Origin of the sequence: Devosia sp. 1566 (genome assembly GCF_004005995.1) — a bacterium.
GTDB lineage: Bacteria > Pseudomonadota > Alphaproteobacteria > Rhizobiales > Devosiaceae > Devosia.
Map to the genome: position 1 here is coordinate 1,085,342 of NZ_CP034767.1, position 14,808 is coordinate 1,100,149.

The following is a 14,808-nucleotide window of genomic DNA, read 5'->3' on the forward strand; positions in this document are numbered from 1 at the left end:
TCCGCCTTGTTCCTGGGCTGGCGAGGAGATAGCGCCCCCCGGCACGATCGACAACGCTTTCCCGGCGGAATGCTCAATCATTCCGAATCGATCGCCCGCCGGGAGAGGCTGGGGCGCCGTAGCGCCCCGGCTCAGCGTGACGCCGGAACGCTGCGCCCGCTATCCTGCCGCATGATGAACAGCGATGCCCCCACGATCAACAGCGCGCCGGGCCAGAACCAGAGATCTGGCGCCTGGGACAGGATGAGCCAGCTCGCCAGCACATTGAGCGGCAGCTTGAGATCATCAAAGGGTTGCAGATAGGTCGCGTCTGCCACCGCATAGGCCTTGGCCAGCAGATACTGTGCCGCCGCCGATAGGAACCCGATCAGTACCATCAGCCACAGCACTTCGCCGCCCGGAATGGCCAACCCGGTCGGGATCAGGAACAGCGCATTGGCGGGTGTCATCAGCAGCATCAGGTAAAGCGTGATCGATTCGGGCGTTTCGAACCGAGTGAGATATTTGGTCAGCAGCGACGATCCCGCCCACAGCGCGGCCGCCAGGATCGGCAGCAGTGCCGCCCAGGTAAACACCGAACTCCAGGGCTGCAGGATAATCATCGCGCCGGCAAACCCGGTCACCGTGGCCAGGATTCTCGGCAACCGCACCTGCTCGCCCAGGAACAACCAGGCCCCCAGGATAATGAAGAACGGCGAGGTCATGACGAGCGCGATCACCTGCCAAAGCGGCACGCCCAAGGCAAAGGCAAAGCCAAAGGCCTGCGCCCCCGCGGCCGACAGCACGATGCGCACGAGATGCACCACGGGATGACGCGTCTTTAGCGCCTTGAGCCCCATGTTCCACACCAATGGGATGCAGAGCAGCGCCGCAATTAGATATTGCCAGAACACGGCAGAGGTGGAGGGAAAGCCCAACTGATAAGTGGCAATGGGCGTGGCGACATTGACGCCCGCATAGGCAATCCCGGCGCCCAGCATCAGCATGGCGCCCTGGATGGAAGGTGAAATCTGCCGACGGGGGGAGGCGGAGGCAATCTGGCTCAACGAGTTATCCTTTCGCGTAAGACCCAGCTACCTCAGGGTTTACGGGAAGGAATGGCGCTCACCCCCCGCAGCGGCACAACCGCAACGAAGCTCAAGCTCCATAGCCAGACCCGTTCTCTCTCATCCGGACTATAACCGTCGGCTCCGGAATCACACCGGATCTGCTGACCCCGACCTGCGCCGGGCGCTCGCGGGCTTGGGTTTCCCCTTACCGCCGGTGGGGAATTACACCCCGCCCTGAGAACGAATGCAGGAAACATCTCCTGCATCGCCAAACATAGGGCAGGGGAGCAGGCCAGACAAGACGGGGACACCGGTGTAACCGACAGGGCTCGCATGCGTCCTAAGGCGCTCCGAACTCGGGGCGAACTTGGTTGTCATCTTCCAGCATGAAGAAGTAGTCGGCGTGAAATGCGTTCTCCAGGCGAAAGCAGTCGTCAAGATTTTGGACGCCGAATTTCTGCGGCTGGTTGTGAACATAGCGAACGCGCGGATCCCTGAGCTCCTCGAGCACACTACGCGCGCTGCCATCTGGGCAATCATCGCGCACCTCGCAGATCCATTCGCCATGGCTTTGCGCCCGTAGGCACTGAATGGCTCGTTGGAGCGGTTCCGAGCCACGGTAGGTCGGGGTCCTGACAAGCACCAAAGGCATACGACCCTTCGCCCTGACGGCTGTAACTGTTGTCCAATGTTCAGCTACTAGGCCAAATCGGCGTTGTGTTCGCTGCGCCTCAAATCAGAATACACCAGGCACCAGCCGATAAGGCACGGCAGCAGTGAAATCACGATAGCTTGCATCGCGCGCTAAGACTCTTTCCTCCGCCAAGATGCGCCCGATCTGAAAAGCAAATGCTGCAGAATAAACCGCCAAGTTGAAGACGCTCGGGTAGGAGAGGAGGAATCCAATCTGGGTCAAGATGTAGCCGGCGTACATGGGGTGGCGAACCAGCCGATAGGGACCTTTTTTCTTCACCCCCCGGTTCGCTGCCACGGCTCCGAAGCTCCGTCGCAACGTTAATTTGGCAGCGATCTGGACAGACATTCCAACCAACATCAGCGCTGCGCAAAGAGCCTGCGGAGCAAGCCCTTCATTTCCAGAGGGCTGTACCAGGAGCGGCGTTGCAGTGCCCAAAAAAGCGAGCAGCCAATCCCCAGGTAGCATCGAAACTTCGGTAGTGAAGCGCCTGAAAAGCACAAAAAAGAGAACTGCGCCTTCCGAAACAAGAGCGATAAGCGTGATGATGCTTCCGGTTGTCAACCACGATTGACCGAGCTTCCATGCGAAGAAGCTGAAAATTACACTCAGCACGACGCGCTCTAGGGCGTCCAAAAAAACTTGAACATTATTGCGGAGCGGCTGTGATGAATGCATCTTATCTCGCAGCATGTCGGGTGTACGAGCTAACAATTATCTCGTAAACGAACCCCATATCGAACTGGAATTTTGCCGAACACTTATAAAACGTACTTAACAACGGGTTTAAAGGAGCAATTCTACGTACACAGAACTTGCCTGGTAGGTGTTTGATCTGTCCCTGCCAATCCTGGGCAGTTCATCGCGCCCCAGCCTCTCCCTCCTTTGGGGTTTCGGTTAGGGTCGTTCTATTTCGATTAGCCAGATCGCCTGTTGCTTTAGCTATGGCAGGCAGGGGATGGCCTGCTGGTTTTGGTGGCAATAAGCTCAACGAGCCGATGCGGCTCTAGCGTGCCCTCTAAGAAGCTCTGATCAAGCGTAGCCTCGAACATTGCGACAAACTACTCTTTGTCCTCAGTACCTCCGGACGTCCGGGCAGGAGCCAATCAATGTGGCGCATCCTCCAACCAATCCGCTGCTCTTGTTTGGCGCTCAGTTCCATCTCCCCTCTCCCATTAGCTTTGGACCGGAGGGGTGGGAGGGGGCATCCAGTGGGTGGGGTCTCGACCGCCTTTCTCAAACTGGCAATTCCAACATCCTCCGCCCCAAACGGTCCAGACGCATCGCTGCAGGTCTGGTCAGCCGCGAAGCCGCTAGACGGCGGTAGAACCCCAAGAATACGGTCCCATCCGTCGGCGCGTCATCTATCGTATTCTACTGTGCCATCTGCCTTGCTCCACCGCCGTGAACGAAAAGCGCAACCTCTGTGACGCTTTGGTGGGGCTTTCTCCCACTAACAGCGTTTTTCGACGTCGAATTTTCGGTTTGTTCCTTTGTTCCCGAATTTCGGGGTTGCCTGAAAACCCTAGCTTCTCTATGTGTCCCAGCAGTCGGGGCGTAGCGCAGCCTGGTAGCGCATTTGTCTGGGGGACAAAGGGTCGTCGGTTCAAATCCGGCCGCTCCGACCATTTTCAATTCACGCTTCAAGAAGCGGGCACACCCGCCATGCCGTTGCATCAGCGCGATCTGGAATCCGTGCGAACGCTCTGGCCGCAGCTCGGCACGGCCACCCTCACCCTCATCAATCATTCCGAAAACCACACTTTTCGCGCCGATCTGCCCGGTGGCGAGCGGTTTTGCCTGCGCGTTCATCGCCCGGCCTATCAAAGCCCGGTGACCATCGAGAGTGAACTGACTTGGCTCGCCGCCCTCGAGCGCGACACCGATCTGCCGCTGCCCCAACCCGTGCCGGGCGCCAATGAGCGCCTCTTGCAGACCGTCACCACGGCGGCGGGAGAATTGCGCAATGCCGTGCTGTTCCGCTTCATTGCCGGCACCGAGCCAGCCATCGACGCCGAGCTGACGCCGCTGTTCGCTACTCTCGGCGATTATGCCGCCCGCCTCCATGCCCATGCGCTGGCCTGGCCGCGCCCCGCCGGCTTTGTCCGCCAGGCATGGAACGCCGCCACCATTCTTGATCCCGATGGCCTCTGGGGCGATTGGCGCGTAGCCCCAGGCGTAGACGGCGCCATCCGCCCGCTGCTCGACCGACTCGATACCGAACTGCGAGTCCGCCTTGCGGCTTATGGCACATCGAGCGAACGCTACGGCCTCATCCATGCCGATATGCGGCTGGGCAATCTCTTGGTGGATGGCGACACCGTCAGCCTCATCGATTTCGATGACTGCGGCTTTTGCTGGTTCACCTATGATTTTGCTGCGGCTATCTCGTTTCACGAAACCCATGCTTCGGTGCCCGACCTGCGCCAGGCCTGGCTCGCCGCCTACACAGCGAAACGCTCACTCACCCCGGCCGATATTGCCTCGATTGATTCCATGGTCATGCTGCGCCGCATGGCGTTGTTGACCTTTATCGGCTCCCATATCGAAACCGAGCTGGCCCAAACCCATTTGCCCGGCTTTGCCCAAGGCACCGCCGAGCTCGCCGAGCGCTATCTCGGCGGCGCGCTCTGGCCGGGCTAGTAGGCGTTCTCGTTCTTGGACACCAGCGAGACCGGCGTCAGCAGCACGATGTAGAGATCGAGCAGGATCGACCAGTGCTCGATGTAATAAAGGTCGTGGTTCACGCGCTGCATGATCTTGTCGATCGTGTCTGTTTCCCCACGCCAGCCGTTCACCTGCGCCCAGCCGGTCATGCCGGGCTTGACCCGATGCCGGGCGAAATAGCCTTCCACCGCCTCGTAATAGAGCTGGTTTTCCGCCTTGGCCTGCAGCGCATGGGGGCGAGGGCCGACAATGGAAAGTTCCCCGCGCAGCACATTGAACAGCTGCGGCAACTCGTCGATCGAGGTGCGGCGGATGAATTTCCCCACCTTGGTCACCCGCGGATCATCCTTGGTCACGAGCTTGCTCGCGCTCTGGTCGATCATGTCGGTACGCATGGAGCGGAATTTGAAGATGCGGATCAGCTCATTGTTGAAGCCATGCCGCTTCTGGATAAAGAACACCGGCCCCGGGCTCTCGAGTTTGATGGCGATGGCCGTGGCTACCATCACCGGGGACAAGACGATCAGCGCCACCAGCGCCACGAGCTTGTCGAACAGCCACTTGAAGATGAGGTTCCAGTCCGAAATCGGCCGGTCGGCCATGTCGAACACCGGCACATCCCCGACATAGGAATAAGCCTTGTTGGTGAATTTGAGCTTGCTCATATGCGCCGATAGCCGGATGTCCACCGGCAGCACCCAAAGCTGGGTCAGCATTTCGAGCACGCGCTTTTCGGCCGATAGCGGCAGCGACACGATCACGAGATCCACCGGCGTGCGCCGCGCAAACTCAAGGAGGTCGGCCACCTTGCCCAGCTTGGGGCACCCATCCACCGTGTCGGGCGAGCGATCATCTACTCGGTCATCGAACAGGCCCAGAAGCTTGATGTCGTTGTTGGCACTGGCGCGAATCTGGCGGATCAGCACTTCGGCGTCGGCGCCACCGCCCACAATCGCGGTGCGGCGCTTGAGCCGGCCCCGCTCGGTCCAATAGCCAACCACCCCGCGCAGGCTGAGCCGATAAGCGATCAGCGTTGCCGCGCCCGCCCCATACCAGCCAATGAGCCAGACGCGGGAAAACATGTCCCCGGCCTTGAAAAGGAACATGCCCACGGTGAGCGCCACCATCACCAGCGTCCAGCCCACAAGGACGCGGCTGATCTGGTTGAAGATGGTGCGATAGGCGGCGATGCGGTGGGTGCGCGCCGCGTTGAACAGCACATTGGCCAACAGGCAAGCGCCAATGATCACCGGTACGTAAAAGCCGGGTTCATCAAGCTGCACATAGAAATGATAAATGCCGTAGCCCAGCGTGGCCAAAAGCAGCGCTTCGATGATCTGCGCGACGCCAACGATCACGGGACCCGAGATCACCCCTTCCACCGGCTGGGCGATGATGGCTTCAGCCTGGGGCGAAAGCGCGCGTGGGCCAGGTGTTTCTCCCAAGGCCTTATTGACGTGTTCAACCACGGCCTGTTGGGGATCGACACGAAACATGGCGCAGCAACTACTCCCTGGGAAGGGAGCAGTGTGGGTCAAAAGGAATGAAAACTCAGTGAAATTATGACGCTAAGGCTTATCTAACAGGCCGCGGTAAAGGGCTTCGATCTGCCCGCTCATCTGCTCGAGCGAGAAGTTCTGGCGGACAAAATCGAGCCGCGTTGCCATCTCTGCTTGCGCTTGTTCACGATGATCCAGCGCCTGCTGCATTGCTGCCCGCAAGGCCAGCGGATCGTTGGGCGCGACGAGACTTCCGGCCGTCGGCCCGAAGATTTCGGGAATGCCCCCCACCCGGGTGGCAATCACGGGCAGCTGCCCCGCCGCCGCTTCCAGCACCACATAGGGCAGTGATTCCGCCAGCGACGGCACCACCGCGCACCAGCCCTGAGGAAAAACCTGGCGCGCCGGCATTGCGCCGGGCAGCACGACGCGATCGCTCAGTCCCAACTGCCCAATCCGCTCGATCAGCGACTGCCGGTCGCCACCATCACCCGCCATCACCAGCCTTGCCGGCGATCCATCGGGGCGACGCACATCCACCAGTGCTTCCACCAGCACAAAGATGCCCTTGAGTTGACGCAGCTCGCCCACGAACACGAAGTCCGCCGCATTGGGAGCCGGGGGCAGGGGCACGAACTCTTCGCGCGTCAGCCCATTATAAATCACCACTGTCGGGCAACTCGGCTCGGCGATCAGGGCGGCATAGGTGGCCTTGGCATAGGCGCTCTCAAAAATGATGGCGCCGGTTTGCCTGAGCAGCGCCCGCTCCAGCAGGTGGAACACCTGTCCTGATCGGCTGGCCGAGGAGAAATGCAGCACTCCGCCATGGGGCGTATAAACCGCCGCGGCCCTTGCCCCGGCAAGCCGTGCCAACCGCGCATAAAAGCCACCCTTGGCGCCATGCCCGTGCAGCACATCGATATCGAGCTTGCCCGCCAGCCGGCGCACTGCCAGCGGCGTGGCGAGGTCGCCCGCGCCCAACACGCGCGGCATGGCGAAGCGGTGAATGCCAAGGCTTGCATGAGGGAGGAGGGCGGTCAGCCTGGTTTCGGTCTGCGCGTCATTGGCGAGGCTGTCGACCACCAGCCCGACCTCATGCCCCATTCCGGCAAGGGCCCGCGTCAGGTCGGCGACGTGCCGAAACAGCCCGCCCACTGGGGCGCGCATCACTTGCAGGATCCGCAGCTTGCCTGTTTGGCGCCCCGCCACCCCTAGAACCAGCGCTCCAGCACAACAATCGTGTCGCCGGGATAAATGGGGAAGTCGAGGTCGACCGTGCCCTTGGCCATCTGGTCACCCTGACGGCGATATACCACGGCCTTGTTGCGGTCCGCCGTATCGCTGAACCCGCCCGCCGTGCTGATCGCGGCGCGAACAGTCATGCCATGGATATAGGGAAACTGGCCGGAATTGCCGATCTCGCCCTGGATAAAGAACGGCCGGTATTCCGCCACTTCCACTGCCACGTCGGGGTTGCGCATATAGCCATTGGCGAGCGCCCCGGCCAGCCGCCGGCTCGCCGTCTGGGTGGTTTGCCCGCGCACCTGCACCGGACCCACCAGCGGAAACGCCACCGAGCCGCTGTCATCGACGCGGTAGGTGTCGGTCAGCTGTTCGTCGCCATAAACGGTCACGCGCAAAGTATCGCCGGTGTCGAGCTGATAAGGCCCCTTGGTCTCGACCAGATAGGTTGCGTCGCGTGTGGTTGCACAGGCTGCAAGAGGCATCACCAGGGCAATGGAAAGTATTGGAAGCCAGCGCATGCAAATCTCGGCATTTGAGTTGCGCTACTTTTGTCCTGCCATGGTTAAGATTTTGCTTAGTTCGTTGCTTGCCGGTCGCGCTTTGCGAGCAGCTTAACGGATTGCTTACCACGCCGGCGCAATAACAAGGCAGAACTTGGGCGAGGTAGGCGATGTCTTATGAGGCGCAAACCGTGCAGGACGCACGGATCGATATGGCTGCGCTGAGCGGGGCAGTCCTGCGGCGGCTTCCGCGCATCATCCTCGTCACGCTGGTGCTGCTCGCCGCAACCTTTGCCATCCTGATGTTCATGCCGCGCCTTTACGAGTCGACGGCCGGGATCCTGGTTGAGCCGCGCAGCAACATTTATACCCGCTCGGCCAACGAGCAGGCTCCTTCGGTGACCGGCGCGGAAGCCGGGGTCGTGTCTAGCCAGATCGAACTGATCAAGTCGCGCGACACCCTGTTGCGCGTGATCGACCAGCTCGGTCTGCGCTCGGTTGCCGAATTCAATGGGGGCAGTGCGGGCTTTTCCCCGCTCGCTATGCTGACCCAGATGCTGGGCCGTCCCAGCGCCCCCAACAACATCGATGAAACCGTCTTGGCCAATATCTACGATCGGCTCACCGTGATCCAGGAGCGCGACTCGCGCATCATCTCGGTGATCTTCCGCTCGACCGATCCGCAGCGGGCCGCCGAAATCGCCAATGCCATTGCCGCGGCCCATGTGGCGCGCCGCGCCGAGCTGTCTCTTTCCGACACCGCCGAGGCCTCGGGCTGGCTCGATGCCGAGATCCAGAAACTGCGCAGCCGCGTCACCGAAGCCGAGGCCGCCGTCGCCAACTTCAAGGTCGACAACGACCTCTTTGTTGGCAACAACAATACCAGTCTCGTCGACCAGCAGCTTTCCACCATTGCGACCCAGATCAACGCCGCCCAGGAGCGCAAGAACGCCGCCCTGTCGCGCGCTGCCTTGATTCGCGGCCTCTTGGAGCGCGGCCAGCCCATCGACGGCGTCGCCGATGTGCGCGACTCCGCCGTGATCCAGCAGCTCAGCCAGGAAAAGGCGCGCCTCCAGGGCGAGCGGGCCCAGCTTTCGGCGACCCTGCTCGGCAACCATCCCAATATCCGCGCCGCCGACGCCCAGATCAACGAACTCAACAACCAGATCGCCATCGAGGGCCGCCGCGTCGCCGAAGCGCTCGAAGCGGAAGCCCAGATCGAGGCCGATGTGGAAGCATCGCTCCGTGGTGATCTCACCACCGCCAAGACCTCGGCCTCCACCGCGACCCAGGACACCGTCACCCTCGACAGCCTTCAGCGCGAAGCCGCGGCCCAGCGCAATCTGCTCGAAGGCTACCTGCAGCGCTACAGCGAAGCCGCGTCGCGCACTGACACCAACTCGACTCTCCCCGATGTGCGGGTGGTGACCATGGCCGCTCCCGCCGTCACCCCTTCTTCGCCACGCACCCAGTTCACCTTGATCCTGGTGGGGCTGGCTTCCCTGCTGCTCCAGCTGGGCCTCGTGATCTTCAACGAGCTGATCTCGGGCCGCGCCATCGCCCCCGCGCGCACCGTCGTTGTGCAGCGCAACCAGGATGAGCTCGACGCCGTCCCCTTCCAGGAAGCCGAGCTCGAGCCCGACCAGCGTTGGGAAGAACCCGAGCCCGCCACCGCCGAACTGGGCCCCGAAGCCGCGCACCTGATCGACGCCGACGAGCCCCTGCATCGCTATGCCGAGCCCGTCTTTGCCGACGAGCCCGATGTCGTTACGCTCGCTGACGAGGCCGAGGCCGAGGACAACGAGGATGAGGACGCCGAGGACGAGGATGAGCCCGTCATGATCGAGGTTCCTGTGGTCGCCCAGGCCGAGCCCCTCGTACCCGTCGTGGTGGTCCCCGTCCTCGCTGCGCCACCGCCAGCCGACGAAGCTGAGCCCGAGCCTGTTGCGAGCGACGAAGATGAGGCGGACGTTCCCGCCCCCGAGCAGGTTTCCGCCGAAGACGGCCATGCCCGCCTGCGCCGCGCCCTGCTTGAAGTCGCGCCCGATCTCGTGGTCGAGGACCAGCCCGAACAGCAAACCATTCCCGACGCCCTGGCCCACGCCTATGCCGCATCCCATCTGGACACGCCGCGCCTCCACTATCGCGATGAAAAACTGCCCGACACCGTCGCCTTCAGCGACCTGGCTGCCGATCTCGCACTCGGCCGCACCCGCCTCGTGATCCTGGCCGGTCTCGCCGGTCATGACGAAAGCGCCGCTATGGCCGAGGAACTGGTGGGCGATGCCCTTGCTAGGGGTCTCAGCGTCGCTTTGGTTGATGCGGGCAGCGCCCGCCTCACCGAGGAGCCCGGCCTGTCCGATCTGACCAATGAAGCGGCAAGCTTTGGCGAAGTCGTGCACAAATCGGCCGACAACAGCTTTGCCGAAGTGCCCTGGGGCCAGTCCCCGATGCTCGATCGCCGCTCCACGAGGCCCGTGACCCTGGTTGAAGCTCTGGGCGACATCTATGAGGTCGTGGTGCTGCTGACCGGTCCCGCTGGCCCCAATTCCACCCTGCCCATGTTTGAGGCGCTCGATGGCCGGGTTATCCTCGTCACCGCCTCCATCGACAATGTCGACCAGATCGAGCAAACCCGCGAGCAGATGCTGGAGGCCGGTTTCGGGCTGGTGGAAGTCGCGTCCTTCCCCGAAGAACGTGTCGCGGCCTGAACCGCGCCATGTCGCTCAAATACACCGCCATCCGGGCCATGTTCGAGGCCTTGTGGCTGTCCCGGCTACCGGGCCTTGTGCGCACGCTGTCGAGCGCGCGGGGCGTGATCTTCACGCTCCACCGCGTCTTGCCCGAAACCCCGCCCGATTTCTCGCCCAACGCGATCCTCCAGATCGAGCCCGCCTTCCTGGACTACGTGATCGAGCGGCTGCGCGACCTCGGGGTCGACATTGTCTCCCTCGATGAGGCCATCGCGCGCCTGGCCGCCCCTGCCAAGACCCGCCCCTTTGCCGTTCTCACCTTTGACGACGCCTACAAGGACAATCTCCACTACGCGCTGCCCATCCTCGAGCGCCACGCGGCTCCTTTTACCCTTTATGTACCCACCGCCCTGGTCGATGGCACTGGCGATGTCTGGTGGCAGGCCATCGAGGACATCACCGCCGCCAATAACCGCATCGCCATCGCTGACGAGCCCGCCCCGCGCGACGCCCTGACAACAGCCGAGAAACAAGCCGCCTACGATGCACTCTACTGGCGTATGCGCCAGATGCCCGAGCCCGACCGCGTCGCGCTGCTCCATCGTTTCGCCGCCGACCACGGCTTTGATCTGGCCGCTCATTGCCGCGAACTGATCATGGATTGGGCCGAACTCGCCACGATTGCCGCCAATCCGCTCTGCAGCATCGGCGCCCACACTGTGCATCATTATGAACTCGCCAAGCTTCCCCCGGACGAGGCCCGCGAGGAAATGCAGCGCTCCGCCGAAATCATCGGCACCCGCCTCGGCACCCGCCCGGCCCATCTGTCCTATCCCATCGGCGGCCCGGCCTCGGCCGGGGAGCGCGAATTCGCCGCCGCCCGCGAACTCGGCTTTGCTTCGGCCGTCACCACCCGGCCGGGCGGGCTTTACCCGCACCACGCCCAGACGCTCCACGCGCTCCCACGCGTGTCGCTCAATGGCCTCTTCCAAAACCGTCGCTATGTGGATGTGTTTGCGACCGGGGCGCTCTTCACCTGGCTGGGCAAGATCGGTGCTTAAGCGCTGTCGGGCTTGGCCATCCAGCGGATGATCGCCATGGCCGGCAAGCACCAGCCCATGCCCACCACCAGAAAATAAACGATCAACACCAGCGGATGCAGGTCCGGCGGAAGTTGCAGATAGATCGCCGTGCCGATCCACAACCAGGCCACGATGGATCCCAGCAGCAAAACGATGCCGATCAACTTGCGGTTACGCTGGGTCATGTGCGGCAACGCGCCTGTTGCGAGAAAGGATGGCCGGGCATACCACTCGGCAGCCTTTCACGATACCGGGAATACACCCGTGACTCTTGTCCACGATGCCGCACTGAGCCCTGCCATTTCGCCAGCCGCCGATCGCCTGCGTCCGGTGCGCATCTGGCTTTATGGCCTGGCCGCCTTTGTGTTGCTGATCGTGGTTGTGGGCGGCATCACCCGGCTAACCGAATCGGGCCTGTCCATCACCAGCTGGAAGCCGATCACCGGCGCCATTCCCCCGCTGACCGAAGCCGATTGGCTCGCAGAATTCGAAGCCTACAAGCAGATCCCGCAATATCAGGTCAACAACACCTGGATGTCGCTGGCCGACTTCAAGATGATCTTCTTTTGGGAGTGGTTCCACCGCCTGCTCGGCCGGGTGCTGGGCTTCCTCTTCATTGTGCCCTTCGTTGTTTTCCTGTTCCAGAAGCGCCTGCCGCGCACGCTGGCGCTGCCGCTGTTCGGCCTTTTCCTGCTCGGTGGTTTTCAGGGCGCGCTGGGCTGGTGGATGGTGTCTTCGGGGCTGACGGAACTCACCTCGGTGTCGCAATACCGCCTCGCCGCTCACCTCACGGCTGCCGGCGTACTGCTGATCGCACTGACCTATGTGCCCCGCTCCATCGATCCAAGGCCGGTAACGGGGCAGGTGAGTGCCAAGCACCTCTGGAGCGCCGGGCTGCTTCTTGTTCTCATCATGATCCAGATCGCGGCCGGCGCCTTTGTTGCCGGGCTTGATGCCGGCATGGGCTATAATACTTGGCCTCTCATGGACGGTGCCCTTGTTCCCAACGGCCTTGGGGCCATGCAGCCGGGCTGGCGCAATCTTTTCGAGAACAACCTGACCGTTCAGTTCAACCACCGCATGATCGCCTACGGCATCGTGCTGTATATGGTCTGGCTGCTTTGGGCGCAGGCGAGGGCAGGGGGCTTTGCCGGCGTTCACCGCTGGCTGCCGCGCCTCGCTGTGATCGTGCTGCTCCAGGTAGTCCTGGGCATTTCCACCCTCCTGTCCCAGGTGCAGATCGACCTTGCCGTGGCCCACCAGGCCGTGGCCTTCATCCTCGCCGGCGCGGTAACGCTATACTTGGCCGATCTGCTACGCGCCGCGCGCTCAGCTGGCGTCCAGCGCACGGCTTCCCCCGTCTCAGTCGGCCTTGCAGAATCGATGCGGTAATATAATACCGCGTCTGTAAGCGCTTGTTTCTGCTGGCGATTTTATTCGTACTTGACGGGAGCTCATTCTCCCACTACACGGCCAGTCGAACATGCCGGAAACCGCTCGTGAGTGGTCGTCGGCAGGCATAGCTTTCTAAGGATATCAACATGACCACTTACTCGGCAAAACCGAGCGAGATCGACAAGAAGTGGCTCCTGATCGACGCCGAAGGGCTGGTCGTCGGCCGCCTCGCGTCAATCATCGCTTCGCGTCTGCGCGGCAAGCACAAGCCCACTTTCACGCCTCACATGGACATGGGTGACAACATCATCGTCATCAATGCCGACAAGGTGAAGCTGACCGGCCGCAAGCTCGATCAGCACCGCTTTTACTGGCACACCGGCTACCCCGGCGGCATCAAGGACCGGACTGCCCGCGAGCTGCTGGAAGGCCGCTTCCCCGAGCGCGTTCTGGAAAACGCCGTGCGCCGCATGATGCCTGGTGGCCCGCTGACCCGCGCCCAGCTCAAGAATCTGCGCGTCTATTCGGGTGCCGAGCATCCCCACGAGGCTCAGGCTCCCGAGCAGCTCGATGTTGCCGCGATGAACTCCAAGAATGTGAGGGCTAAGTAATGGCCGAGACCATCAACTCTCTTGAAGACCTTGGCACTTCCACTGTTGCCCCGGCCGTCAACACCGCTCCCGTCCATGTCCAGAAGCTCGACGCGCAGGGCCGCGCCTATGCCACCGGCAAGCGCAAGAACGCCGTTGCACGCGTCTGGATCAAGCCGGGCAAGGGCAATCTGGTGATCAATGGCCGCGAATTCGCTGCCTATTTCGCTCGTCCCGTGCTGCAGCTCATCGTCAAGCAGCCCATCGTCGCGACCGAACGCACCGACCAGTATGACGTCACCGTCACTGTTGCCGGCGGCGGTCTGTCCGGCCAGGCCGGTGCCGTTCGTCACGGCATCTCCAAGGCCCTCAACTTCTTCGAGCCGGACCTGCGTCCCGTGCTCAAGAAGGGCGGCTTCCTGACCCGCGACGCCCGCGTCGTCGAGCGCAAGAAGTACGGCAAGGCCAAGGCCCGCAAGTCCTTCCAGTTCTCCAAGCGCTAAGCTTCGGATTTTTCATTCGCGACTACGAAAAGGGCCGGGCAACCGGCCCTTTTCTTTTGCGGTGAAGGCTCGTGCTGCTTAGTCCCGCACCAGATGCTCATCCCTATCTCCCCCCATCGCTTCCATCCCTTGAGGGGAGGCGCCCACATCCCCACTTCCCATCCTCCCCCACCCGCCTATATGTGACGGGCCTCCGGACCCCCGCCATGCCCAGCCTCGTTACCCGCTTCCACCTGCTTTTGTTTGGCGTCACCCTGGCCATCGCCGGGGTCGCCCTCATCCATGTGCCCGAGGGCTATGTCTTTGTGGCCCATTGGCAGGGCAGCACCGCCGATTGGGCCTGGCCGCGCGACATTGCCCTGGCGGTCCCCCCGATGGTTGAACTGGCGCTGATGGGCGGCTTCTGGCTGCTCGGTCGTCGCCTGTCCAATAAGCAATTGGCCGATACCCGCCACATCCTCGATCCCGCCCTGACCCTCGCGCTTGCCATTGCCACGGCATGCCAGTTCGCCCTTCTGATGCAGGGTGTCGGCTCCGATCTCGACTTTTTCCGCGCCACCGCCTTTGTGCTGGCTGGCGTCCTCCTCGTGCTGGCCGCAGTGCTGTTTGAGGCTGAGCGCCACACCTATCGCGGCTTGCGCCTGCCTTGGCCGATCGCCTCCGAACGCGCCTGGCGCCTCGTCCACCGCCTGACCGGCCTGTCCTGCGCAGCCTTGGCCTGCCTCCTGATCTGGCTCGGCTGGATGGATGCCGGGGCCGGCCCACTGGTTCTGGCCATGGGCGCGAGCCTGCTGGCCGTTCCCCTGCTGGGCGCGACCCTCAGTGCACTGACGCGCCGCCTGTAACAGGCCCGGCATCAACAAAAGGGGAGGCCCCTGCCTCCCCTTTTTC

Annotated in this window: 14 protein-coding genes, 1 tRNA gene and 1 riboswitch; of the genes, 8 read left to right on the top strand and 7 right to left on the bottom strand. The window is 62.5% G+C overall.

Annotated elements, in window-relative coordinates:
• Positions 1-131 precede the first annotated feature (131 nt).
• The 3 genes from ELX51_RS05235 to ELX51_RS05245 form a co-directional block, all read right to left on the bottom strand.
• Positions 132-1,046 (bottom strand): DMT family transporter, encoded by a 915-nt coding sequence (locus ELX51_RS05235; protein ID WP_248305250.1) that lies wholly within the window; start codon positions 1,044-1,046, stop codon positions 132-134.
• 108 nt (positions 1,047-1,154) lie between these two features.
• Positions 1,155-1,295: riboswitch (FMN riboswitch) on the bottom strand.
• A gap of 94 nt (positions 1,296-1,389) precedes the next feature.
• Positions 1,390-1,701 (bottom strand): glycosyltransferase, encoded by a 312-nt coding sequence (locus ELX51_RS05240; RefSeq protein WP_127752535.1) that lies wholly within the window; start codon positions 1,699-1,701, stop codon positions 1,390-1,392.
• 84 nt (positions 1,702-1,785) lie between these two features.
• Positions 1,786-2,436 (bottom strand): isoprenylcysteine carboxylmethyltransferase family protein, encoded by a 651-nt coding sequence (locus tag ELX51_RS05245; protein ID WP_127752536.1) that lies wholly within the window; start codon positions 2,434-2,436, stop codon positions 1,786-1,788.
• Between the two features lie 858 nt (positions 2,437-3,294).
• Here ELX51_RS05245 and ELX51_RS05255 point away from each other — a divergent pair.
• Positions 3,295-3,371 (top strand) — tRNA-Pro (locus ELX51_RS05255).
• A 37-nt stretch (positions 3,372-3,408) separates the two neighbouring features.
• Positions 3,409-4,386: a phosphotransferase gene (locus tag ELX51_RS05260; protein WP_127752537.1), complete on the top strand. Its 978-nt coding sequence runs from the start codon at positions 3,409-3,411 to the stop codon at positions 4,384-4,386.
• Here the strand turns inward: ELX51_RS05260 and ELX51_RS05265 are convergent.
• The 3 genes from ELX51_RS05265 to ELX51_RS05275 form a co-directional block, all read right to left on the bottom strand.
• Positions 4,383-5,906 carry an undecaprenyl-phosphate glucose phosphotransferase gene (locus tag ELX51_RS05265; protein ID WP_127752538.1) on the bottom strand — a complete coding sequence of 508 codons (1,524 nt, stop codon included), beginning with the start codon at positions 5,904-5,906 and terminating at the stop codon, positions 4,383-4,385. The two genes, ELX51_RS05260 and ELX51_RS05265, sit on opposite strands and share 4 nt — an antisense overlap.
• A gap of 72 nt (positions 5,907-5,978) precedes the next feature.
• A complete protein-coding gene (locus ELX51_RS05270) occupies positions 5,979-7,076 on the bottom strand; it encodes a glycosyltransferase family 4 protein (RefSeq protein ID WP_248305318.1) in 1,098 nt (365 codons plus the stop codon).
• Between the two features lie 44 nt (positions 7,077-7,120).
• On the bottom strand, positions 7,121-7,672 hold the full coding sequence (locus tag ELX51_RS05275) for a polysaccharide biosynthesis/export family protein (protein ID WP_127752540.1): 552 nt from the start codon (positions 7,670-7,672) through the stop codon (positions 7,121-7,123).
• Positions 7,673-7,824: 152 nt separating this feature from the next.
• Between ELX51_RS05275 and ELX51_RS05280 the strand changes: the two genes are divergently transcribed.
• On the top strand, positions 7,825-10,365 hold the full coding sequence (locus tag ELX51_RS05280) for a GumC family protein (RefSeq protein WP_127752541.1): 2,541 nt from the start codon (positions 7,825-7,827) through the stop codon (positions 10,363-10,365).
• A gap of 8 nt (positions 10,366-10,373) precedes the next feature.
• Positions 10,374-11,408, top strand: a complete 1,035-nt coding sequence (locus ELX51_RS05285; RefSeq protein WP_127752542.1) for a polysaccharide deacetylase family protein — start codon at positions 10,374-10,376, stop codon at positions 11,406-11,408.
• Here the strand turns inward: ELX51_RS05285 and ELX51_RS05290 are convergent.
• Complete coding sequence (locus ELX51_RS05290) at positions 11,405-11,614, bottom strand: DUF2842 domain-containing protein (protein WP_127752543.1); 210 nt, start codon at positions 11,612-11,614, stop codon at positions 11,405-11,407. The two genes, ELX51_RS05285 and ELX51_RS05290, sit on opposite strands and share 4 nt — an antisense overlap.
• A gap of 79 nt (positions 11,615-11,693) precedes the next feature.
• Here ELX51_RS05290 and ELX51_RS05295 point away from each other — a divergent pair, with 79 nt between their 5' ends.
• From ELX51_RS05295 to ELX51_RS05310, 4 genes are all read left to right on the top strand, one after another.
• Positions 11,694-12,821, top strand: a complete 1,128-nt coding sequence (locus ELX51_RS05295; protein ID WP_248305251.1) for a COX15/CtaA family protein — start codon at positions 11,694-11,696, stop codon at positions 12,819-12,821.
• A 149-nt stretch (positions 12,822-12,970) separates the two neighbouring features.
• Positions 12,971-13,435 (top strand): 50S ribosomal protein L13, encoded by a 465-nt coding sequence (gene rplM / locus ELX51_RS05300; RefSeq protein ID WP_127752545.1) that lies wholly within the window; start codon positions 12,971-12,973, stop codon positions 13,433-13,435.
• Positions 13,435-13,917 (top strand): 30S ribosomal protein S9, encoded by a 483-nt coding sequence (gene rpsI / locus ELX51_RS05305; RefSeq protein ID WP_127752546.1) that lies wholly within the window; start codon positions 13,435-13,437, stop codon positions 13,915-13,917. The genes rplM and rpsI overlap by 1 nt, the downstream gene beginning before the upstream one ends.
• Positions 13,918-14,123: 206 nt before the next feature.
• Entirely contained in the window at positions 14,124-14,762 is a 639-nt protein-coding gene (locus ELX51_RS05310) for an SdpI family protein (RefSeq protein ID WP_127752547.1), read from the top strand.
• Positions 14,763-14,808 lie beyond the last annotated feature (46 nt).